Origin of the sequence: Nocardia amikacinitolerans (assembly GCF_900215415.1) — a bacterium.
GTDB lineage: Bacteria > Actinomycetota > Actinomycetes > Mycobacteriales > Mycobacteriaceae > Nocardia > Nocardia amikacinitolerans.
The window spans coordinates 318,989-340,850 of record NZ_OBEG01000002.1 but is presented as its reverse complement, the minus strand read 5'-3'; the positions used below and the strand labels follow the sequence as shown (position 1 = coordinate 340,850).

Here is a 21,862-nt window from a genome sequence, read left to right as displayed (position 1 = left end):
CGTTCGGTCCGTCCGACAGGGTGGGGGTCACCTTCGGTCGGGATTGTCCCGCGGGCGCCAATCGAGCGAAGGTGACATTCGGTCCGTCCGACAGGGTGGGGGTCACCTTCGGGCGGGATTCGCCGGCGGGCGGCATTCGAGCGAAGGTGACGTTCGGTCTGTCCGACGGGGTGGGGGTCACCTTCGGTTGGGAGGTGGCGGGTGGGGGCGGGGTGCGGAATCATCGGGCGACTCCGAGAATGTCCGCGGCGGTTCGCATGGCTTGGCGGCCGCGTTCGACGTCGACGCCCGCCTGTTCCGGTGTCACGAGGCCCGCGGTGTCGTGGATGGCGCGGCCGATGGCGCGGCGTTCGCCGGATTCGAAGGCGCCGAAGGTGCGGCGCAGCACCGGAAGCGTCTCCAGGAATTGCTCGTCGTCGAGGCCGCGTAGCCATTCATCGATGCGGCGCAACAACTCTCGGTCGTGGACGAGCAGCAGACCGCGGCCGCCGAGGAAGCCGTCGATCCAGGCCGCTTTGGAGGCCGGGGTCGCGCCGACCGACAGTGCGGCGGACAGGCGGCGTCCGGAATCGGCGTCGTCGATGATGCCCGCGTCGCTGAGCAGCCGCACCGCGCGGCCGACGAGCGCACCGTGCACGTCCTCGCGGTCGGCCAGTTTGCGCAGCGCCGCCAGCCAGGTCTCGGTCGCCCACGCGTCGTCGCGGGTGTGGATCGCCAGGTGCGCGGCGTCCAGCTGGGTGCGCAGCTCGGCGGCGGCGTCGGCGTCGAGGCCGGTGACCGCGCCGGGCAGACCCGCCGCGATACGGACGAGCAACCCGTCGGCCACGTGTGCGAGCGCCTTGGTGTCGGTGCCGCGCACGTCGCCGTAGCGCAGCGTTCTGATCAGACCGGGCAGCGCCGCGAGCAGGTGGGTGACGTCGTGATCCAGCGCCGCGACGGTCTCCAGGCGCTGGATGAGGCCGGAGGTCGCGCCGCCCAGATCGGCCAGCAAGGCCAGTTCCAGCGCGCCTGCGAGATCGGCGAGCGTGCGGTCTTGCCGCTGTGCGGTGTCGAGGATCTTGGTTTCGGCGGCCGTGCGCAGCGTGGTGCCCCAGCGCGAGGCCTCGATGACGGAGACCGCGAACTCCGGGCGCCACTTCAGCGTCCACGTCTCGCGGAAGGTGCCGGTGCTGCGCACCTCCCCGGTGGTCGGCGTGCCCCATTCGACGCCGAGCAGCCGCAGCCGGTGCAGCAGCCGCGAGCGTTCCAGCTCGCGCTCCTTGCGCAGGTCGAGATCGACGGTGCGCGCGGTGGGTTCCAGCTTCATCCGCAGCCTGCGCACCTTGGCGCGCAGGTCGGCGTCGAGCGGCACCGTCGGCGCGTTCTCCGGCACCGCGCCGAGCGCCTCGCCGACGACCAGCTCGGTGGTCACCACGTGCACCATGGTCTCGTCGCCGCCGCACATCACCGCGCGCACCGCCTCGGTGACCTCGGAGAGACCGGCCAACGGTCGTTGCCGCAGTGTCGCAAGGGTTTCCGCGAGCCGGACCGCCTCGATGACGTGCGCGCTGGACACCGGAAGATCGTGCGCGCGCAGCACGCCCGCGACCTTGGTGAGCCAGCGCGCGATCGGCCGATCGGGCGCGGTGAACAGGTGGTGGTACCAGCCGGGCGAGTCGACGCCCGCGCCGTAGCCGGAGGACGCGGCGAGCCGGGAATGGGTGTAAGGCACCCAGGTGACGGTTGCCTTCACCTTCGGCATGCCCTTGAGCAGCCGGGCATCCGGCGCGGCCGGGCCGAGCTTGCCCGCCAGCGCGGGCGCGTGCCAGGCGCCGCAGACCACGGCGAGGCGACGCGAGCCGCCCTTGAGCGCCTTGCGCATGGTTTGGCGCATGTAGGCCTCGCGGCGCAGGGTGTGTGAGTCGACCACAGCGGAGGTCGGTCGTCGGCGGCGCGCGATCGGTGGCGCGGTGCTGTCGAATTCGTCGTCAGGGCCGAAGGTTTCGAGAGCGGGCAGTTCGGCAGACGACCCCGGGTGCGGTTGTTCGCTCTCGTGCGGGTCCCTGTCGGGCGCCTCTCGCAGCACACCCATCGCCTCGGTGAGTGCGTCGAAAACATCTATGTCGGTAGTTGATTCAACGACCGCGTCCCACCAGCGTTCGGCGTCGTCGTAACCGGCGGCGGCCGCGAGGTGGGCAAGCGGGTCGACGCTGTCGCCGGGCTCCACCTCGGCAGCGAGCACGACGCTGCCTGGCAGGTCGCAGAAGCGAACGGGGACTTCGTGTTCGGCCGCATAGCGTAGTGCCTGCCATTCCGGCGAGAACACCGCGTAGGGCCAGAATGCCGCGCGGGCGGGTTGATCGGGCACATAGGCGAGCAACGCGACGGGCGGAGCCATGCCCTCGGCCGTGACGAACCCGACCAAGTGATCGGCGTCGGCGGGGCCCTCGACGAGTATGGTGTCGGGCTGAAAGTGCTCCAGCGCCATGCGAAGTGAGCGCGCTGAGCCGGGGCCGTGGTGCCGGATGCCGAACACGCGCGCCACGGCTTCGTCCGCGCTCCCACTTGTGCGCGCTCGCGTCCGGCGCACCGTCACCTCGGCTGCCCCTGTGGTGCCGTCGACCGCGTCCATCGGCGCGGCGGTGCGTGTCGGTGCCGTGTCGGCATCGGATTGTGCCGCCGCGATGTCCCGGTCTCGGCCGGTGTGCCGCTGTTGCGCTGTCCCTTCCGAGGCGGCGCTGCCGATCGTGGCCGCGTCGGGCGTGCTGTCATCGGCAGTGGATGCGACGACTCCGGTGTGGGCCATGCCGTTTCCGGCAACGGGTGCGTCGCCCTCGTCGTCGGGTGCTCGGTCGTTCGGTTGCTCGTGCATGGCGGTCCTCAGCCGGTGACCTCGCGGCAGGCGCGGTAGAAGTCGGCCCAGTCCGGGCGTTCGCGCACAACGGCTTCCAGATACTCGGTCCACACGGCGGCGTCGGCCACCGGGTCCTTGACCACCGCGCCGAGCAGCGCGCCCGCGATGTCGGTGGCTCGCAGCACCCCGTCGCCGAAGTGGGCGGACAGGGCGATGCCGTTGGTCAGCACCGAGATCGCCTCGGCGGTGGACAGTGTCCCGGAGGGCGACTTGAGCTTGGTGCGGTTGTCGGCCGTCATGCCGGAACGCAATTCGCGGAAGACCCGCACCACGCGGCGCACCTCCTCGGCCGCCGCGGGCACCTCGGGCAGCTCCAGCGCCGCGCCGAGCTGGGCCACCCGGCGCGTCACGATGGCGACCTCGTCCTCCTCGTCGGCGGGCAGCGGCAGCACCACCGTGTTGAAGCGGCGGCGCAGCGCGGAGGACAGCTCGTGCACGCCGCGGTCGCGGTCGTTGGCGGTGGCGATCACGTTGAAGCCCTTGGCCGCCTGCACCTCGCGGCCGAGTTCCGGTATGGGCAGTGTCTTTTCGGAGAGGACGGTGATCAGCGCGTCCTGCACGTCGGACGGGATGCGGGTCAGTTCCTCGATCCTGGCCAGCGCGCCGGTGCGCATCGCGGTCAGCACCGGAGACGGGACGAGCGCGGCGTCGCTCGGGCCCTCGGCGAGCAGCCGCGCGTAGTTCCAGCCGTAGCGGATGGCCTCCTCCGCCGTGCCCGAGGTGCCCTGCACCAAAAGCGTCGAAGAGCCGGAGATCGCGGCCGAGAGATGTTCGGACACCCAGGTTTTGGCCGTGCCCGGCACGCCGAGCAGCAAGAGCGCCCGGTCGGTGGCCAGGGTGGCGACCGCGACCTCCATGAGCCGGCGCGGGCCGACGTACTTCGGGGTGATCACGGTGCCGTCGTCGAGCGTGCCGCCGAGCAGGTAGGTGACCACCGCCCACGGCGAGAGTCGCCAGGAGGGCGGGCGCGGGCGGTCGTCGGCGGCGGCCAGCGCGCGCAGTTCCTCGGCGTAGGCCTGTTCGGCGTGCGGGCGCAGCAGGGCGCTGGCTTCGGTGCTGGTCACGGCAACTCCTCGAGCATGTCCGAGCGGTGGGTGAGGTCGGTGGCGAGCTGGTCGAAGGCGCGGGCCCACGCCACATCGTCGCAGCGCTGGGCGATCGAGGCGACGGTGGCCGCCGCGTCGACCGGCAGGTGCACCGACGCCGCGGCGAGCAGCGATCGGTGCGCGGCGGGGCCCGTGCCGTGATTGCCCGTGCGCTGGGCGGCGAGGCGGGCGCGCTCGAACAGCAGCAGGATCACGTGTTGCGCCAGCGGCTGCGGCCACGGGTGCGGCACGGCGGGCAGCAGCGCCTCCAGCTCGGAGAGCCAGGCGCCGTCCAAGCGGAGCAGGTGCCGGACGCGCTCGTCGACCGGAAGCAGGGCGAACAGCTCACGGCGGCGCAGCAGCGCGGTGTCAGAAGGCACGCCGTTGGCGAACAGAGCCGCAGCCCAGGACGAATCCTGTTGTGCCAGCGCGGCATCCACCCAGCCGTCGAACAGCGGCTGCCGGAACCGGTCGTCCACCGCGACCCGAACGGCGTGCTCCGGCGCACCGAGCGCGGCCGCCCAGTGCCGCAGCGGCGTCGCGGCGACCAGCTGGCGAAGGCGGCCCGCGGTGACGTCCGGGACGCCGTTCCAGCGGTAGCTGAATTCGACTGCGCGGTCGGTGATTCCGTCGCGTCGGACGTCGGCGTCGAGCGGGTCCGGCAATTCGATCGACAGCCGCGTGCGGTCGGCGTCCGCGACGATCCAGTCGGCGGCGCGGCGCAGCATGCGTTCCGCGAAGGCCGAATCGGGAAGCAGGGCGAGCAGTCCGGCGGCGGTGCGGCGGACTTCGGCGCGGCGGTCGTCCAACGCGGTTTCCAGCAGTGGCTCGTCGGCCGCGCCGATGCCGTCGGCGAACACCGCGAGCAGTTCGGCCTTCACCTGGCCGGTTTCCGTGGCCCAGGTGTCGGTGAGGGCCGCGCGGGCGGCGTCGGCGTCGCGGGCGCGCAGGCGGGCGAGCCAGTCGCGCCGCTGGGTGGCCGAGCCGTAGCGCCAGATCTCCTCGGAGTCGGTGTCGATGACGAACTCCGACAGCAGGTTTCGCCACTCCGGGTGCCATTGCGCGAGCCAGCGCCCGCGTTCGCCCGCCAGCCGAAGCAGCGGTTCGCGCAAGCCGGACTGCGCGTCGGCGGATTCCAGCAGCTGGGCGGCCAGCGCGTCGGGCGCGCGGAAATCGTGCGGCGCGACGGCCGCGAACCATTCGGGCAGGAAGCGGGACCGGTCACGCAGCATGTCGGCGAGGCGAACGGCGGCGGCGCGGGGGAGTTGCGCGCGATCGTCGTCGGGGGCGGGCGGCGGTACGGTGGCGGCCTTCGGGACGATTCCGCCGCGCGCGAAAGTGTCACGCAGCGTGGCGGATTCGAGCAGTAGGAAGGCCGGATCGGCGCGCAAGCTCTCGGCGGCGGCCGCGACCGGAGCGGGCAGCCGCGCGGGATCGAACGTCCGGCGCGCAGTGCCGAGCAGTGCCGCCGAGATCAGATCGTCGGTCGTGCCGCTCGGCGCGGGGGAGTCCCGGTACAGCGCGGGCTCGCTCGCCAGATCGATGATCTCGCCCACCGCGAACACCGAGATCGGGACGAGTCCGTCCACCGTCCACTCGCCGAACACGCTCACCGGATACCCACCGGACACCGCGAGCAGTGACCACGGTTGTTCACCCGGCGCGAGGGGCAACGCCGCGCCCTGCCCGTCGACCACCTGCCAACCCGCGTCGCCGACCACCGGAACCACCTCGCGCAGCAGCACCGGCCACGTCCGCAGCCACGGGTCCGCGCCGAGCGCCGCGGCGTGGGCATCCAGCGCCTGGTGCACGGTGCTGGTCTTCGCGCCCGGTGCAGTCGATGCCTCGCCGCTTTCGCTACCGATCCGCGAGCCCGATGCCTGTGTCTGCGCCTCGACGGTGGGCGCAGTGTCCGCCGAGCTCCCTTGCGGTGCCACGGTTGCGGCGTTGTTCGATTCCCGCGACTGATCAGCCCGGACACCGTTGCCAGGCGGAGAGTCCACCTCGGGTGGCGTCTGACACGCGACGCTGGTCGACGGGGGCGGGGCGGGCAGGGTGGTGAACGGTTCGTCGGTGCCGAGGCGTTCGCCCCACAGGGCGCGCAAGGGCGCGGCGCCGGGGTAGTAGTGCAGGTCCGCCTCGGCCATGTGCCCGAGGACAGGTGCGGTCGCGGGGAACGCGGGTGTGCCGAAGGCGTGGTCGACGAGCAGCGCCCAGCGGTGCGTGCGGCGGCCGTAGAGCCAGGTGCGGCGGGTGTACAGACGGTCGTCCTCGGTGCTGCGCACGCCGAGGGTCATCCACTGGTCGCGGACCAGCGGCTCGCCCCGTACTGCCTCGGCCGGATTGGGATAGCCGATGTGGGTGCGAACGCTGGCGCGCAGAGCCGGCGCCAAGCCGTCGAGGCGACGGTGTGCGGCGACGAGCAGGTGCAGTCTGGCGTATTCGCGCAACACCGGCTCGGGCCAGTCGGCGCGGGTCGCCATGATCAGCGGCAGCCTGCGCAGCGCTCTCGCCACGCCGGGCGCCTGCGCGTCGACCATGCGCGCCGCGATCGTCTCGAACGCCTGGTAGGACCGGTCGGCCTGGGCGAGACCGGTGCGCACCTGGTCGCCGAGCCAGATGTCGAGTTCCTCCAAGCCCGCCGTCACGCGCACCCGCCGCTGCTCCGCGGTGGCCGGATTGGCCGTGCGTTGCGCGGCGGGCTTCGGGGTGCGGGAGGCACGCCAGGCCAGCCATTCCGCCGCGAAGTCCGCGACCTCGGCGGCGGGCGCGACCGCGCCGTGCGACCAGAGCAACAGCAGCGAGAGCGCGTGCTTGCACGGCGTCTTGCGGCTCGGACAGTCGCACGAATACGCGGGGCCGGACAGGTCGACGATCGTCGCGTACGGCTCGGGTCCGCTGCCTCGGCACCGGCCCCACACGGCGTCCTCGCGATATCCGGTGTCGCGCCAGCGGTCCGCGAGGGCGCGCGCCGCCCCGAGCGAGCTCGCATCCGGCGCGAGCGCGCCGACCCGCTCCTCGGGCCACGGTGCGTTCATCGGGCGGCGCCCGAACGTCCGTGCGTCATCCTCGTCTCCCGTTTTCTTCGTTGTTCGATTTCTACCCGAGGCCGCCGACAAGGGGCGCGGGTACCTGTGCGCCCAGCCCGGCGAACTCCGCCTTGGCGTTTGAGCCGACTGCTGTGGCGTTTCGGTCGCGTGCACGCCGCGGCGCGGCTGTTGCAACTGGCATGACAACGACACTCACCGCCGCAACCTCGGCACCGAAGTCCCTTCGCCGGGTGTGGCCTGCCTTGTTCACCATGTTCCTCGGCAGTTTCACCCTCGTGACGGCCGAATTCCTACCCCCGGGGGTGCTGACCGCGCTCGCGAACGACCTGCGTGTCGAGGAGGGCGTGGTCGGTCTTTCGGTCAGCGCGACGGCGTTGACCGCGCTGCTCGCCGCACTCGGACTGAGTTCGCTGTTCCCGCGGCTCGATCGCCGCACGCTGCTGGCGGCGCTCACCATCGCTGCCGCCGTATCGAACATCGTGGTAGCCCTCGCCCCGAACATCGTCCTGCTGCTGATCGCGCGGCTGCTGCTCGGTGTGGCGGTCGGCGGCTACTGGTCGATGGCTCTGGTGATCGCGGCGCAGCTGGTGCCCGCCGCCAGGCTCGGCAAGGCGATGATGATCGTGAACGCGGGGACGACGGTCGCGACGGTGGCGGGCGTGCCGCTCGGCGTGCTGTTGGGCAACTACGCCGGTTGGCGCGTGGTGTTCGTGGTCGTGGCGGGGCTGTCGGTGCTGGCGGCGGTCGCGGTGAAGGTGGCGTTGCCGCCGATCACGCCGACGCAGGGAGTCGGGTGGTCGGCGATGGCCGGTGCGTTGCGGGCGGCGGGCGTGACGCTGGGTCTGGTCGGCTTGGTCGCGGTCATCGGCGGGCACTTCGCCGGCTACACCTACATCCGTCCGGCTCTCGACGAGCTGCTCGGCGCGGGCCCCACCGCGATCGCCGTGCTGCTCGCCCTGTTCGGAATCGGCGGCCTGATCGGCAATTTCGTGCTCGGGTCGCTCGCCGATCGACGCCTGAGCATTCTCCTGGTTGCCGTTCCGGCGGCCATCGGACTGTCGCTGCTCGCGATCATCGCCTCGGCTGCTGTCGCGCCGCTCGCCTATGTCGCGGTGATCATCTGGGGTGGCGCCTTCGGCGGCATCCTCAACCTGGTGCAGGTGTGGGTGTCGCGGGTGCTGCCCGATCGGATAGAGGCAGGCAGCGGCCTGGTGGTCGGTGGTTTCCAGCTCGCGATCATCCTCGGCTCGGCGATCGGTGGGCGCGGTGTGGACGGTCTCGGCCCGACGGCGACCTTCGGTCTCGCCGCAGCGGCGGCGGTGATCGGTGGGGTCGCGCTCCGGCTCTCGCTGAGCCGCGGCACCGCAGCCTGAACAACTCACGCCGTGGGCACGCGGGCCCGCCGCCGCCATTCGGAAGGGGTGAGGCCCGTATGCCTGCGAAACGCTCGCCCGAACGCGGTCTCCGACGAGTAGCCGAGGCGTCGGGCGACGGCGCCGATCGCGGCGTCCCGCTCGATCAAGAAGCGCTGCGCCTTTTCGACCCGCAGTCGCGTCAGGTAGCGCCCCGGCGTGAGCCCGGTCGCGGCCTGAAACCGTGCGGCGAATCCCGACCGCGAGGCCAGCGCGACCCGGGCCAACGCCTCGACGGTCCACTCCCGCCCCGGATCGGCATGCATGGCGGCCACCGCACGCGCCACCCCGGGTTCGTTCACCCGCAACAGCCACCGCTTCGGTGCGCATCCCCGCGCATGCCAGGACTCGATCGCCATCGAGGCGACCAGCGTGGCGACCCGATCGCCCTGCACCCCTTCCGGGTCCGGACATGCCACTACCAGGTGCTGCATCATGGTCGCGGCCAGGGGTGCGTGCTGCACGAAATCGGTCAGCAGCACCCGCGACGGCAGCGCCTCCATGGCGCTACTGGACCCGATCGGCGCGAGTCGCACACACAGCACCGTGGCCTCCGACAGCGCAGTGATCGCATACCGCTGGCGATGCGGCACGAACAGGAAATCCCCCTGCGTCAGATCGTCGGCGTCACCGAGACCTTCGACGCGGACAAGCCCTTCGGTCACTACAAGCGCATTCGACTCGCCGTCCGGGTACACCCATTGCCCGGCCGGCAGTGCGAACACGTCCCGTCCGGCGAACCGCCACTGGAGCCCGGCCAGCACTTCCTCTAGCCCGCCGCGACCCACATCGACCAGCGTCAATGTGCACATCCCTCATGCTGAAACTCTTGCCGGAACAACGGTACCAAGGGGGACCGGCGATAGCCGGAGCGCGGATGCTCGGAAGTCGCTGCGCCGGTGCCGGATTCGTGGGCATACAAGTATTGCGCCGAATTGCGTTTTCTGGCATTCTGTTCTGTTCGGCTCCGTCCGAGCCACCCAGATCGGGTGACACACCATCGAGCTGCCCGCCGGGGTTGGCCGAGGGGTGGACATCGAGGCGTGGCCGAGCCTGTTTCGATGGCCATATCCATCCCCGCGGGCAGGTTCGCATCCCCCTTCGTTCGTCCACCGCCCGGTGGGCGAATCCGGTGTGATCGGGTAGCGTTTCGCTCAGCTTTCGACGGTTACACCGCGCGCGAATGCGGGAGGGGCGCGTCGCGGTGCGGTGTGTAGGGGGTTTTCACGTGTGCCCGAAGCCCGCGGTCGACACGACGGCGGAGGCCGTACCGCGCCTGACCGAGGTGGTGGCGCGCCGGCTGAACGAGGACCCGTCGGTCACTCCGGACGTGGCGCACGCCGTACTGCGCGCACTCGGCGCCATCGATTCCCGCGACCGGGCAAGCGAATTCGACGACTCCGGCATCTTCCTGCGCGCGATCCGGGTGCGCGGCTTCCGCGGCATCGGACCCGAGGTGACGCTGAACGTGCCGCCCGGTCCCGGTCTCACCCTGGTGGTCGGGCGCAACGGCAGCGGCAAGTCCAGTTTCGCCGAGGCCGCAGAACTGGCGCTGACCGGAGGCAATCGCCGCTGGGAGGGTCGCTCCGCCGCGTGGCGCGAGGGTTGGCGCAACCTGCACGACGGCGACACCGCGCGCATCGAACTGGAATTGCTCACCGGCGGCGAAGATCCGGAACTGATCATCACCAAGGAGTGGTCGCCGACGGCCGAGTTGACCGACGCGCGCTGGAGCGAACGGCGCAAGGGCGGCGCACCAGCGGAATTCGACGCCGGGCGGTGGGCGTCGGTGCTCGAGCTGTACCGCCCGTTCCTGTCCTACAGCGAACTCGGCACCCTCGTGGACGGCAAGCCGAGCGACCTGTTCGACGCGCTGCACCAGCTGCTCGGCCTCGACGAATTGACCTTGGCGCAGGAGCGGATTCGCGCGCGCCGACTCGAATTGGAGCGCGCCGCACGGGATTCCCGTCAGGAACGGATCGACCTGCTCGAGACCATGGAGACGCTGGCCGACGACCGTGCGGTTCGGATGGCGACCCTGCTGCGGCCCGCGCAACCCGACCTCACCGCCGTCGGCCGCGACATGCTCGGCACCACCGACGGCGCCGACGGTCCGGAAGGGCTGCGCGCCATCGTCCGACTCGCGCTGCCCACCGAGGCCGAGGTGGACGCGGTCGCCAGCCGTCTGGAAGCCTGCGCGGCCACGCTGGCGCGCGATTCCACCGCCGACGCCGAGGCCGACTGGCGGGTGTTGCAGCTGCTGCGCCGCGCCCGCGCGCACGTGGCGGCGAGCGGGGACTGCGCCTGCCCGGTGTGCGGGCGCGGCAGGCTGGACGAGGAGTGGTCGCGGCACGCGGACATCTCGATCACGCGGCTCGCCGCCCGGGTCGACGCGCTCACCACCGCACGCGACGAGCTGCGCAACGCCGTGCGCGCGGCGCGGGCGCTGCCCGAGCACGTGCCGCCCGAACTCGATTTCGATCCGCGCAATCCGCCGACCGTCGACACCACCGCGGTGCGCAGGGCATGGACGGAATGGGCCGCGCTGAGCAGCGCGGAGTACACGCCGGAACTACCGGATCGTCTGCGCTGGGCGCACACTCGCCTCGTCGACGAGCTCGAGCTGGTCCAGCAGGGCACCCGCAAGGAGCTGGACCGGCTGGACGAGGTGTGGGCGCCGCTGGTGCCGAGGATCGCCGCGTGGCTGGACGGCGCGCGCGAGGTGGCGATGCGGGCCGGCGAACTGCGCACCCTCAAGCGCGCCGAGGACTGGCTCAAGTCGGCCACGGCGGGTCTGCGCGACGAGCGCATGGCTCCGCTGGAGACGACGGCGCGCTGGGTCTGGCGCACACTGCGCCAGCAGAGCAACGTGGAACTCGGCGCGATTCGGTTGCAGGGCAACGCCGGTACCGCGCGCCGGGTGCTGCTCGACGTCACCGTCGACGAGGTGGACGGCGCGGCGCTCGGCGTGATGAGTCAGGGCGAGCTGCACGCGCTCGGACTCTCGCTGTTCCTGCCGCGGGCGACGGTGGAGGAGAGCCCTTTTCGCTTCGTCATGATCGACGACCCGGTGCAGGCCATGGATCCGGCGAAGGTCGACGGTCTGGCCAGGGTGCTGGCATTCGTCGCGTGGACGCGACAGGTGGTGGTGTTCACCCACGACGAGCGATTGGCCGAGGCGGTGCGCCGCATGCAGCTGGACGCCTGCGTGCTGGAGGTGCAGCGGCGCGAACGATCCGTTATCGAGGTGCGCACGTCCAGCGATCCGGTGCGCCGCTACCTGGACGACGCCCGGTCGCTGGTGCGCACCCCCCAGCTGCCGCCCGCCATCGCGGACGAACTCGTCGCTACCTGCTGCCGGTCCGCGCTGGAGGCGGCCAGCTTGGCCAGGGCCCGGCGCGAACTCCTGGCGCGCGGCATGAACCATCGCGAGGTGGAGCGGCACATCGAGGGCGCGCAGACCACCCGCGCCATGGTCGCGCTCGCGGTGATGGGCGTCGGCTACAACGTCGACAACCTCAACAAACACCTTGCGCGAGAAGGAAAATGGTTGGTCGGTGCGCTGCGCGACGTGACGGCGGGCGCGCACGTGCCGATCGATCGCGGTATGCGCGAACTGATCTCGAACACCGAACGATTCATCGCCTGGATGAGTCGGTGAGCGAGCGGGTTCGGTCGCTTGCGATGCGGCGGGGCGATTGCGAGGCCTCGTTGTGAACAGCGAGCGTCAGCGCCCGCGCGGACCGCGTCGGCGTCCACCGGGTCGGTCGAAGCCGCGAGCACCACGACCGACCGTCGCCGAGCGACTCGACGCGGTCGACCGCCTGCTGGACGGCGAAGTGACCGCCGCGGGCGGCGTGTGGTCGCGAGCGACCGCCTGGATCCTGCGGCTCGCCCTCGAGCAGGCGGTCGACGAACTGTGGGCACGCCGCGCCCCGGAACTGGCACGCTGCCCGATGCGCGCCCAACTCCTCGCGCTACGCGTCTACGCCGGACCGGAAACCGGCGCCCAGGTGGCCGCGGTGTGGGCAGCACTCTCCCGCGCCGCCCACCACCACGACTACGAACTCGCCCCGAGCGTCACCGAACTCCGCCGCTGGCGCGAACAGACCGCCGCCATCGCGAACGTCCTGTCCAGAGTCGGCGGCGGTGGATCGGCCTGGGTGCGCACCGAGCTCGCCTCGGATTGACGACCGGTCGAGCCACGCAGGTGCGGGGCGTTGTACGAGGCGGACGGACGTCCACACACCAGCCTCGGCGCCGGAGCGCAGCCACGGATGTTCGATCAGCGAACGACGGGAATCCGCCCGGAGCGCCAGTCATCGACGCGGCGCCGGATACTCGCGACCATCGGTAAGTCGTCGATCTCCTCCGGCGAGAACCACGCGACCTCGTGCGACTCGTCGGAGACTGCCAGCTCGCCGCCGACGGGCCGACCGAGCAGGCAGATCGAAAATTCTTGGCGCACTTCGCCGTCGTCATAGGCGAAGACATGGCCTGGGTTCGTGTAGGTGCCCACGATGCCGGTGATCTCGATGTCGATTCCGGTTTCTTCGCGGGTCTCTCGAATGCCGCAGTCTGCCAGGGATTCGCCGAGTTCCATCTTGCCGCCGGGCAACGCCCACATGTCGTTGTCGGCCCGGCGCTGCAACAGCACCTTGCCCTCGTCGTCGACCACGACCACCGATGCGGCGGGAACCAGACTGTTCGGCGCAGGCGCATCTGGATCGTCTTCGTAGTCACGCCGTCCCATGGTGCGCCTCCTCCCAGATGTTTCGCCCGCGGCTCCACAGCTCCTCCACGTGATCGTGGAAGCGGTCGAACATGCCTTCCTCTTGCTCGCGCCGGATGTGCAGCATCGGCGAGTCGTGGCCGACGCGGCGAGCCAGAATCGGGGTCACGATCATGTCGTTGTCGAATCGGAAGACCGACAGGTTGACGTGCCCGACTTCGTACCGGGCCTCGATACCCTCGATCCCGCGGAGCTTCTGCAACTCCCCGACTGTCACGGCTATCCGTGTAGCGAGGGTGAGCGGGACGCTCTCCTCGCGCTCTCGTTCGCGGGTCACATCGCTGTTCGGGTCGCCGATCAGAAACCGGACGCGGCAACCCTGGGTCGCTTTGCGGCGCAGCAGGTTACCGAGGTTGGCGTGCTCCAGCCACAGGAAATAGTTGGTGTAGCCGGCGAAGGTCAGCTCATATTTCGACTTGGTGATGAGGTTCCGCCATAGCGAAGCAGGCGCGGCCGATCGGTACGGGAACACCGAAACGATCTCGCGATCCGCGCCGGTCTTGATGGTCATTCGCACGGCTGAAGGCCACAAATCTGCCTCCTCGGCTCCGAGGACTTCGCAGACCGTCCATCGGTGCCGAGCGTGTGGCAGACGCGCCGGATTGGCGATCCATCGGTGAACGGTCTTGATATCGACGTGACATTTTTCTGCAAGCTGTTGGTCTGTGACCTTGGCCGAGGCCATCGCTTGCCGTAGGGACTCGTTCACCGTACTCCCTCCTGCACGTGCGGGACAGTACGGACTTTAGTCGCGAAACGTCCGAAACGTCCCGCAAACACAGTAGGAACGACCGCAGCCGCGATGAACCCTTGACTTGTGCCATCAAGTCACATCAGCAGTGCTTCCCCGACGCAGCAGGAGTATGCAGCTCTGCCGCAGCGGATTCCGGGTACTGCCGCCGAGCGGATTGGTGGCTCCCGTCCGCTTTCCGCCGAGTTGGTGAAGCGTTTCGCGCTCGCCGTCTGGTGCTGGGCAGCGTCACCAGGGGACAGGACGCAGGGAGGAAGCTCGATGATTGGTTCCGATTGGGATTCGGTTGTTCCGCATCAGGATTCAGACGCCGTGACGACGGCGGACGCGCTGAGGCGGCCGCCCGGCACCGCTGACGATACGCTCGCGACGCGTTGCCAGTTCTACCGCCGAGTCTGCGGATTGCCCGCATTCGTGCAGCCAAACTACGGACGTATCGTTTTCTCGGTGGGCACGGTCGGCGCGATCTCCATGCCTGCGCAGCTCGGAGCGCAGGTCCGAATCGCACTGCGGAGCAAAGGGCTTCACGGTGCGCCGATCGTGTCGCATCCGCGGTCGAAGCGGTGGACGTTTCTCTGCGAGCCGAATCTTGCGGACACGTCGCCGTACTTCACCGAGATGTTCCGCCTGAACGCAACGATCGCGAGCCTCGGCGCGCACGTTGCCCTCCCGGCACCCTCGGTGGTCAGCGACGCGTTCCGTACGTGGGTCGTGCAGCCGACGAACGCGCTTCGGCCTTCCGGGGAGGAAGTGGTGGAGTCGATCAGGCGGCGCGCTGAATGGTTGGCGGTGGTTCACCGTGACTGACCGGACATTCACCACGCGGGAGGGTATAGCCACTGCGGATCGTCGGCGACGGTCGGTGACCTCCGCCGCCTCGCCGTTGCCAGGTGAACCGGATGTGCACCTGAGTGTGTTCCTGCACGGCGTGCGCATGGACTTCGCCGCTTGCCTGACCGCGGCGCTCGTGTTCGTCAGCGAGCACCGCGCTCGCTACTACTTCGACGCCGTTACCGTCGATCCCCGCGCGGAGGGCTATCCACGTCTGCCGAACGAGAGGTTGTACCTCCAACCGTGATCGCCATTCGAGAGTCACGGCCTATCCGCGGTGAGCGGACAGTGACAACCCAAGGACTGAACAGCGAGCTATCCAGTACGCCATCATTCCGTGGGTCTGATTCCTCGTCTGCTCGGTCATTGTCTGGATGCGGCCCTGAGCATGGGCAGTGCGGGCCGCGCGGCGCCGGTAGCGGAGAATTCGAGCATGGCTGAGTCGCAACAGTGTCCGTGCCGTCGCGGGGAACCGTTCGAGGAGTGCTGCGGTCCGGCGCTTTCGGGTGTGCGGCCCGCCGCGACGGCCGAGGCGCTGATGCGTTCGCGGTACACCGCGTTCGCCGTGGGTGATGTCGATTACCTGCGGCGGTCCTGGCATTCGCGGACCAGGCCGAAGCGGCTCGAGCTCGATCCCGGGCAGCGGTGGCTGTTTCTGGAGATCGTGCGCACCGAGCGCGGCGGGCCGTTCGACGACACGGGGACCGTCGAGTTCGTCGCGCACTACCGCGCCGAGGGCGGGCGTGGCTCGCTGCACGAGGTCAGCCGGTTCGTGCGGGAGGACGGGGTGTGGGTCTACCTCGACGGTGTCATCGAGCCGTGAGTCCCCGAGCCGTGTAAACCGAGGCATGAGCGGAGAGCCTGAGCCGCGAGCAGTGAGCCGGGTGCCGCAGGCGGTGCGGCGTGAGCTCTGATGGCCGCCGAAAGCGCGAGTACGGCTTCGCTTCGGTAGCGTCCACTCCCATGCCACGTGTTGCGATCGAGTACTGCACCCAGTGCCGCTGGCTGCTGCGGGCGAGCTGGATGGCGCAGGAGCTGCTGAGCACCTTCGCCACCGACCTGGGCGAGGTGGCGCTGATTCCCGGCACGGGCGGGGTGTTCCGGATCACCGTCGACGGCGAACAGGTGTGGGAACGCAAGGCCGATGGCGGCTTCCCCGACATCGCCGTGCTCAAGCAAAGGGTGCGCGATCGCGTCGCGCCGGACCGTGATCTCGGCCACGTCGACCGGCGCGAGTCCGAGAACTCCGACTGAGCCGGGCCTCAGCCGCAGCAACCTCCACCACAGCAGCCGCCACCGCTCGGCGGCGGCGCCGAGACCTGCGGCGCATTGCCGCCACCACGGCCGACGGTGGCGAACGTGGTCAGCAATTTCACCGTGTCGTCGTGACCGTTCGGGCAGGACGCCGGGTCCGACGACTCGGCCATGGGGCGATTCACCTCGAAGGTGTCACCGCAGCTGCGGCACCGGAAGCTGTAATTCGGCACCGGCCAAGGGTAGCGCGGATCACGGATGATGCGTCCGCCCCGTGGCACTCCGTAACCGCACGTACCCTCGAATTAGAGATCACGACGTGCGGACCCGGGGTGTAAGCAAACCCGCAGCGCACCGACGGGTCATGGGCAGGAGGTGCGCAACGATGAGCACTCAGTTCGAGACCGAACCGTGCTGGGATGTGGACGGCGCCGAGCCCATAGTCGAAACGACCTACGGCCGGGTGCGCGGTTTCCTCGACGGACCGATCGCCGCCTGGCGCAGCATTCCCTACGCGGCGCCGGTCACCGGCACGCGGCGGTTCCGCCCGCCGACACCGCCGGAGCCGTGGGACGGCGTCCGGGACTGCCTGACATTCGGCGCCATCGCCCCACAGACCATGGGCACCATGGTCCCGGTCGACTCGGAACTGCGGATGGGCGAGGACTGTTTGTGGCTCAACGTGTGGGCGCCACGTGCCCGCTCGGAGGAGCCGCGCCCGGTCATGGTCTGGCTGCACGGCGGCGCCTACTGCCTCGGCACCGCGGCACAGGCCATCTACGACGGCCGACGGCTCGCCGAGACGGGCGACGTGATCGTGGTCGGCGTCAACTACCGGCTCGGCGCGCTGGGCTTCCTCGATCTGTCCTCGCTGTTCCACGGCTTCACACCGAACCTCGGCCTGCACGATCAACTCGCCGCGCTCGAATGGGTGCACGAGAACATCGCGGGGTTCGGCGGCGACCCGGACAATGTGACGCTGTTCGGCGAGTCCTCCGGCGCGGGCTGCGTGACGGCGCTGCTCACCGCGCCGCGGGCGGCGGGGCTGTTCCATCGCGCCATCGCGCAGAGCCCGCCCGCCACCACCGTCTTCGGTCGGGAGCGGGCGGCGATCGTGGCGCGGCGCTACTTGGAACTGCTGGAGATGTCCCCGACGCAGGCCCTCGACCTGATCGACCTGCCGATCGAGCGGGTGGTGCGGGCGGCAGGCGTGCTGCTCGACGAGATCCCGCTCAAGGAACCCGGCCGCCTCGCCGCGGCCCCGGTGGTGGACGGCGATCTGCTCCCCGGCTATCCGATCGACCGATTCCAGCAGGGCCGCTCGCACCAGGTGCCGCTCATCATCGGCACCAACAAGGACGAGGCCTCGCTGTTCCGGCTGTTCCGTTCGCCGATCATGCCGGTGACGCCGGACGCGGTGAACGTGATGCTGCGCGACGTGGCGGCGGGTCACCCGGAACTGTCGGCCGACCGGATCGCCGAGATCACCTCGGCCTACCCGGATCTGGCCAAGACCCGCGGCGCGCTGGCCATGTCCACCGACGCGGCGTTCCGCATGCCGGCGCACTGGGTGGCCGACGCGCACGCGACCCACTCGATGACCTGGGCCTATCGCTTCGACCACGCGACGCCGATGCTGCGCGCGGCCCGCGTCGGCGCCGGACACGCCACCGAATTGCCCTATGTCTTCGGCAATTTCGGCACGCTGAACCACGACCCGACGTTCTGGCTCGGCGGTCGCAAACAGGCGACGGAGGTGTCGGGCCGGATGATGCGCCGCTGGCTGGCCTTCGCGCGGCACGGTGTGCCCGCCGCGCTGGACGGTTCCAAGCACTGGCCGCCGTACCGGCCGTCGACGCGCACCACGCTGGTCATCGACGCCGTCGACCGCGTCGTCGATGATCCCGACCGCGACCTGCACACCGCGTGGGGCGATCAGGCCGTCGGCTTCAGCTGAACCTCAGACGGATGTCGGCTCCGGCGCCTTGGCCACCGCGCGGCGGCCGAGGCGCACTGGCATCCGCTCGTAACCGTGCAGCGTGAACAGGCTCCTGCGCCGCGGCTCGCCGTCCAAGCGCAGGTCGGGGAACCGCTCGAACAGCGCGCGCAGCGCGTACACGCCCTCCATGCGGGCAAGGCTGGCGCCGAGGCAGACGTGGATGCCGTTGCTGAACGAGAGGTGATCCTTGGCGTTCGGGCGGGCCACGTCGAAGCGGGTCGGATCCGGGAAGACGTTCGGATCGCGGTTCGCGCCCGCCAGCGAGAGCACGAGGGTGTGGCCCTTACGCAGCTGCTTGCCGTCGAGTTCCAGGTCGGCCAGCGCGGTGCGCGCGGTGGTCTGCACGGGCGAGTCGATGCGCAGCACTTCCTCGATCGCGTTCGGCCACAGCTCCGGTTCGTCGCGCAGCCTTGCGAGCTGGTCGGGATGGCTGAGCAGCTGAACGACGCCGTTGCCGATGAGGTTGACCGTGGTCTCGAAACCCGCGCCCATCAGCAGGCTCGCGGTGGCCTTGAGCGCGTAGTCGTCCAGTTCGCCCGCGGTGACGAGGGTGCTGAGAATATCGTCGCCCGGCTCGCGGCGCAGGCGGGCGATGTGACCGTCGAAGTACCGGTTCATCACCTCCATCGCCCGCATTGCCCGATGGTGCGCGCGCCACGAGATGCCGACGTCCAGCAGCGGAGTCAGCTGGTCACCCCAGTTCAGGAAGCGGTCGCGGTCGGCGTAGGGGAAGCCGAGCATCTCGGAGATGATCGCGATCGGCACCTGCGCGGCGAACGAGGCGATCAGATCGGCCGAGCCGCCGGAGGGTAGCGCGTCGAGCAGCTCTTCGGTGACCGTCTCGACGCGGTCGCGCAGCCTGGCGATGGCGCGCGGGGTGAACGCCGAGGCGACCGGCTTGCGCATCGCCGTGTGTTCGGGCGGATCGATCACCAGCATCGAGGGCGGGTCGACCGGGTTGGGCGGCATCGGCGTACGGCCCGTGAGCAGCCGCAACGGCTTGGGGATGTCGAAGCTCTCGGGGGTGCGCACACCGAAGCGGGGGTCGCGCAGCACGGCTCGGCACAGTTCGTGGTCGAAGGTGGCCCAGGACAGCGACGTGCGCACGATCCGGCCGCGGCCGCGAAGTTCCTCGATGAGCGGATAGGGATCGGCGATGCCGTCCGGCGCGCCCATCAGCCGCGCGAACGGATCACCGCGACGCGCCTGAGTGCGCAGGACAAGCCTGGGCGTGCCCTGCTGCGACAGCCAACGGAACCAATACTGCGGCTTCATATCCCACCAACTCCATCGTTGTGCGATATGTCCACCGTACGGACTCCGGGCCGATTCTGGAACGTGCTCCGGTCGGATGCGTGCTCCTACTCGGGTAGGAGAACGTCTTGCCCGCCTCGGGCGGTCGTGCGGTGCGCTGCGCCCCCGGCGGGCCGTCAGCCGACCTGGACGGTGACGCGCTCGCTCTCGATGCGGCGCTCCCGCTGGCCGGGGTCCGGATTGACGACCTGCACCAGGGACGCGCCCGCGGCGAGCACGGCGACGAAGCCGTTGATCAGTTCGTCCGCGGTGTCCCACGGCGCGCTCGACAGCACCCGGTCGCCCTCCGAGAAACCCTGCCGCATGGCCGATTTCCGTGCGGCGGCGAGCACCTCGGCGACCTGCATGCCGTCCAGCGCGACGCCGGTGCCGCGCGGGAAGAACTGATCGCCGTGCACGCGCACCGCGGTGGCGAAATCGGTGATGCCGACCGGCAGGTCACGGACGGGCGCGCCGAGCGGGTCCAGCGAGAGCGCGGCGACCTCGGCGACGCCGTCGGCGTCATCGATGCGGTCGGCCGTCACCAATGCCAGGTCGGCGTCCGGATCGGGGCTCAGCACCACCTCGGTGCCCGCCCACCAGCAGCCGAGCAGCACGGCGGCGGTCTGCCAGTGCGCGGGCAGCAGCACCGCGACCCGCGCGCCGGGACTCAGGCCGAACTCGTCGCGGATCAGGTTGGCCGTCTTGGCCGCCCAGTTCGCCAGCGTCAGGCCGGACAGTTCGATCCGGGCGCCGGTGGCGTCGTCGTAGTAGGTGACGCGCGGTCCCGCGGGCTCGCGGGCGAGGATCGGGTCGAGCACGGCCTCGGTGAGGGTCAGTGCATGGGTCTTGTCACGCATCAGTGGCTTCACGCTTCAGTTCACGCATTTCGGTCCATTCTGGCCTGCGTCGATCGGTGGGGCGGGCGGAACCGGCGTCGCGGTCGTCGACGTTCCGGAGAAGTCGAACGTGGAGCTCGCGGCCGAGCCCGGCCCAGAATAGTCGCTTGCCAGCACGACGCTCACCGAGTCCGGTGACATCGTCGGATCCGCGACCACCGTGAGCTTGCCGAGGGCCTCGGCGACCGCCTTGGCCTTCGGATCCGCGCTGTCCGCCGCGAGCACCCGGCTGCCGGTGACACTTCCACCGGAATAGTTGCCCACCCGGCCCGCCTGGAAACCCTTCGCCGTCAAGGCCTGCGACACCTGACCTGCCAGACCGCCGATGCCGCTGGCGTTGAGGACGTTCACCGTGACCGTCCCGGGATCCACCGCGGGCGGGTCGGATTCCTCGGCCTTCTCCCCGACGAGCGAGGCCACGTACGACTTGACCGCCTTCGGCTCCACCCGGACCACGGACTCGCCGTCGCTGGTCATGCCGTTGAGATCGGCCACCGGAATGGTCTCGAACTGGACCTGACCGCCGGAGAGGTCCTGGAGTTGCTGGAGGAACGCCACCACGTCCCAGTCCTCGTCGAGCACCACCGTGCGCCCGACCGCCTCGCTCAGCTGACCGAGCCGCGCCGGGCTGCTGAGCGTCTTCGCGCTGAGCACCTGACCGACAAGCTGGGCCATGAACACCTGCTGCCGCACGATCCGGTCCAGGTCGCCGCGCTGCAGGTCGTGGCGCTGGCGCACGAAACTCAGCGCCTGCCTGCCGTCCAGCCGCTGACGGCCCGCGGGGAAGTCCGCGCCCGACATCCACTCGTCCACCGCGTTGTTCAGACACACCTCGACGCCGCCGACCGCGTCGGTGAGCAGCACGAAGCCGAGCAGGCTGACCTCGGCGTAGTGGTCGACGGTGATCCCGGTCAGGTTGGCGACGGTCTTGATCAGCGCCTGCCGCCCCGCCTTGGTCGACTTCTGCTCGGCCTCGGCCTCGGCGACGCCCTGTTCGATGAGCTTCTGCCGCTCGGTCTCCTTGGTCGCGCCGTACGCGGAATTGATCTTGCCGGTGCCGATGCCGGGGATGTCGACGTAGGAGTCGCGCGGTACCGAGATGGCGGTCGCGGAGCTGCCGTCGTTGGGCACCCGGACCAGCACGATGGTGTCGGTGTTGGTGCCAACCTCGTCGCCCGCGTGCAGCATCGCGCGCTCGGCGTCGGTGAGCGGGTTGCCGTGCGCGTCGGTGCGGCTGTCCACGCCGACCAGGAGGATGTCGACCGCGCCGTCGCGGCCGCCGCCGAGGCCCAGGTCACCGATGCGCTGGATGTTGGAGATCAGCGAGTCGACGCTGTGCCAGGCGAATCCGGTGATGACCAGCACCACGGCGGCCAGTGCCGCGACGAAGGCGTGCACCGGGCCCCACGAACCGTCGCCGCCGCGCGCGCCGGCTGGTCTCGACGGCATCGATGTGCTCCTCCGCTGCAACTGAGCATCCTCTCGACAAGCCCCTGTTCACCCCGACCGCCCCCGATCCGGCCCCCGCGGCCGATCCGTAGATCCCGCGGCCCCGGAGCCGTGGCACAAGGCTAACCAACGGTTACCCCTCGGGACGGCACCC

At 70.3% G+C, this 21,862-nt stretch carries 18 protein-coding genes; 8 read left to right on the top strand and 10 right to left on the bottom strand.

All coding sequences use genetic code 11. From position 1 onward, the window contains the following. Positions 1–220 precede the first annotated feature (220 nt). Genes CRP45_RS09845 through CRP45_RS34520 form a run of 3 tightly spaced genes read right to left on the bottom strand, consistent with a single transcriptional unit; the run spans position 221 to position 7,016 of the window. Complete coding sequence (locus CRP45_RS09845) at positions 221–2,851, bottom strand: DUF5682 family protein (RefSeq protein ID WP_245910042.1); 2,631 nt, start codon at positions 2,849–2,851, stop codon at positions 221–223. A gap of 8 nt (positions 2,852–2,859) precedes the next feature. Continuing rightward, complete coding sequence (locus CRP45_RS09840; protein WP_067791567.1) at positions 2,860–3,957, bottom strand: ATP-binding protein; 1,098 nt, start codon at positions 3,955–3,957, stop codon at positions 2,860–2,862. After that, positions 3,954–7,016: a DUF5691 domain-containing protein gene (locus tag CRP45_RS34520; protein WP_245910041.1), complete on the bottom strand. Its 3,063-nt coding sequence runs from the start codon at positions 7,014–7,016 to the stop codon at positions 3,954–3,956. Before CRP45_RS34520 ends, CRP45_RS09840 begins: the two co-directional genes overlap by 4 nt. Before the next feature lie 191 nt (positions 7,017–7,207). Between CRP45_RS34520 and CRP45_RS09830 the strand changes: the two genes are divergently transcribed. After that, entirely contained in the window at positions 7,208–8,401 is a 1,194-nt protein-coding gene (locus CRP45_RS09830) for an MFS transporter (protein ID WP_097244839.1), read from the top strand. Positions 8,402–8,406: 5 nt separating this feature from the next. On the opposite strand, the gene CRP45_RS09825 is transcribed toward CRP45_RS09830, so the two are convergent. Next, positions 8,407–9,252 (bottom strand): helix-turn-helix domain-containing protein, encoded by an 846-nt coding sequence (locus CRP45_RS09825; RefSeq protein ID WP_097244838.1) that lies wholly within the window; start codon positions 9,250–9,252, stop codon positions 8,407–8,409. Between the two features lie 416 nt (positions 9,253–9,668). On the opposite strand from CRP45_RS09825, the gene CRP45_RS09820 reads away from it, so the two are divergent. Beyond that, entirely contained in the window at positions 9,669–12,101 is a 2,433-nt protein-coding gene (locus CRP45_RS09820) for an AAA family ATPase (protein ID WP_245910040.1), read from the top strand. Between the two features lie 52 nt (positions 12,102–12,153). Next, entirely contained in the window at positions 12,154–12,630 is a 477-nt protein-coding gene (locus tag CRP45_RS09815; RefSeq protein ID WP_245910039.1) for a hypothetical protein, read from the top strand. 95 nt (positions 12,631–12,725) lie between these two features. Here CRP45_RS09815 and CRP45_RS09810 read toward each other — a convergent pair whose 3' ends face one another. Next, positions 12,726–13,193 (bottom strand): NUDIX hydrolase, encoded by a 468-nt coding sequence (locus CRP45_RS09810; protein WP_097244836.1) that lies wholly within the window; start codon positions 13,191–13,193, stop codon positions 12,726–12,728. Continuing rightward, the gene (locus tag CRP45_RS09805) at positions 13,180–13,941 is read right to left on the bottom strand and encodes a DUF5919 domain-containing protein (protein ID WP_097244835.1); all 762 of its coding nucleotides are present in this window, start codon (positions 13,939–13,941) and stop codon (positions 13,180–13,182) included. The genes CRP45_RS09810 and CRP45_RS09805 overlap by 14 nt, the downstream gene beginning before the upstream one ends. 303 nt (positions 13,942–14,244) lie before the next feature. Here CRP45_RS09805 and CRP45_RS09800 point away from each other — a divergent pair, with 303 nt between their 5' ends. The 4 genes from CRP45_RS09800 to CRP45_RS09785 all read left to right on the top strand — a co-directional run bounded on the left by CRP45_RS09800 (position 14,245) and on the right by CRP45_RS09785 (position 16,068). After that, positions 14,245–14,790 carry a DNA-directed RNA polymerase subunit beta gene (locus CRP45_RS09800; RefSeq protein WP_245910038.1) on the top strand — a complete coding sequence of 182 codons (546 nt, stop codon included), beginning with the start codon at positions 14,245–14,247 and terminating at the stop codon, positions 14,788–14,790. Between the two features lie 94 nt (positions 14,791–14,884). Further along, positions 14,885–15,061 (top strand): hypothetical protein, encoded by a 177-nt coding sequence (locus CRP45_RS33755; protein WP_179830832.1) that lies wholly within the window; start codon positions 14,885–14,887, stop codon positions 15,059–15,061. Positions 15,062–15,247: 186 nt separating this feature from the next. Beyond that, the gene (locus tag CRP45_RS09790) at positions 15,248–15,637 is read left to right on the top strand and encodes a YchJ family protein (RefSeq protein WP_097244833.1); all 390 of its coding nucleotides are present in this window, start codon (positions 15,248–15,250) and stop codon (positions 15,635–15,637) included. Between the two features lie 140 nt (positions 15,638–15,777). Next, positions 15,778–16,068, top strand: coding sequence for an Rdx family protein (locus CRP45_RS09785; RefSeq protein ID WP_097244832.1), 291 nt, complete (start codon positions 15,778–15,780; stop codon positions 16,066–16,068). An 8-nt stretch (positions 16,069–16,076) separates the two neighbouring features. On the opposite strand, the gene CRP45_RS09780 is transcribed toward CRP45_RS09785, so the two are convergent. After that, positions 16,077–16,301, bottom strand: a complete 225-nt coding sequence (locus CRP45_RS09780) for an FmdB family zinc ribbon protein (protein ID WP_084483419.1) — start codon at positions 16,299–16,301, stop codon at positions 16,077–16,079. A 152-nt stretch (positions 16,302–16,453) separates the two neighbouring features. On the opposite strand from CRP45_RS09780, the gene CRP45_RS09775 reads away from it, so the two are divergent. Further along, positions 16,454–18,025, top strand: a complete 1,572-nt coding sequence (locus tag CRP45_RS09775) for a carboxylesterase/lipase family protein (protein ID WP_097244831.1) — start codon at positions 16,454–16,456, stop codon at positions 18,023–18,025. Between the two features lie 3 nt (positions 18,026–18,028). On the opposite strand, the gene CRP45_RS09770 is transcribed toward CRP45_RS09775, so the two are convergent. The 3 genes from CRP45_RS09770 to CRP45_RS09760 form a co-directional block, all read right to left on the bottom strand. Beyond that, positions 18,029–19,342 carry a cytochrome P450 gene (locus CRP45_RS09770; RefSeq protein ID WP_097244830.1) on the bottom strand — a complete coding sequence of 438 codons (1,314 nt, stop codon included), beginning with the start codon at positions 19,340–19,342 and terminating at the stop codon, positions 18,029–18,031. Positions 19,343–19,497: 155 nt separating this feature from the next. Beyond that, complete coding sequence (locus CRP45_RS09765; protein WP_067791539.1) at positions 19,498–20,220, bottom strand: TIGR03089 family protein; 723 nt, start codon at positions 20,218–20,220, stop codon at positions 19,498–19,500. Between the two features lie 15 nt (positions 20,221–20,235). Then, positions 20,236–21,708 carry an LCP family protein gene (locus CRP45_RS09760; protein ID WP_097244829.1) on the bottom strand — a complete coding sequence of 491 codons (1,473 nt, stop codon included), beginning with the start codon at positions 21,706–21,708 and terminating at the stop codon, positions 20,236–20,238. Positions 21,709–21,862 lie beyond the last annotated feature (154 nt).

Bases quoted from the DNA above. Each gene is read 5' to 3' on its own strand.
- CRP45_RS09845 (WP_245910042.1), bottom strand. From the start codon at position 2,851: ATGCACGAGCAACCGAACGACCGAGCACCCGACGACGAGGGCGACGCA.
- CRP45_RS34520 (WP_245910041.1), bottom strand. From the start codon at position 7,016: ATGAACGCACCGTGGCCCGAGGAGCGGGTCGGCGCGCTCGCGCCGGAT.
- CRP45_RS09830 (WP_097244839.1), top strand. From the start codon at position 7,208: ATGACAACGACACTCACCGCCGCAACCTCGGCACCGAAGTCCCTTCGC.
- CRP45_RS09825 (WP_097244838.1), bottom strand. From the start codon at position 9,252: ATGTGCACATTGACGCTGGTCGATGTGGGTCGCGGCGGGCTAGAGGAA.
- CRP45_RS09810 (WP_097244836.1), bottom strand. From the start codon at position 13,193: ATGGGACGGCGTGACTACGAAGACGATCCAGATGCGCCTGCGCCGAAC.
- CRP45_RS09800 (WP_245910038.1), top strand. From the start codon at position 14,245: ATGATTGGTTCCGATTGGGATTCGGTTGTTCCGCATCAGGATTCAGAC.
- CRP45_RS09790 (WP_097244833.1), top strand. From the start codon at position 15,248: ATGGCTGAGTCGCAACAGTGTCCGTGCCGTCGCGGGGAACCGTTCGAG.
- CRP45_RS09785 (WP_097244832.1), top strand. From the start codon at position 15,778: ATGCCACGTGTTGCGATCGAGTACTGCACCCAGTGCCGCTGGCTGCTG.
- CRP45_RS09775 (WP_097244831.1), top strand. From the start codon at position 16,454: ATGAGCACTCAGTTCGAGACCGAACCGTGCTGGGATGTGGACGGCGCC.
- CRP45_RS09770 (WP_097244830.1), bottom strand. From the start codon at position 19,342: ATGAAGCCGCAGTATTGGTTCCGTTGGCTGTCGCAGCAGGGCACGCCC.
- CRP45_RS09765 (WP_067791539.1), bottom strand. From the start codon at position 20,220: ATGCGTGACAAGACCCATGCACTGACCCTCACCGAGGCCGTGCTCGAC.
- CRP45_RS09760 (WP_097244829.1), bottom strand. From the start codon at position 21,708: ATGCCGTCGAGACCAGCCGGCGCGCGCGGCGGCGACGGTTCGTGGGGC.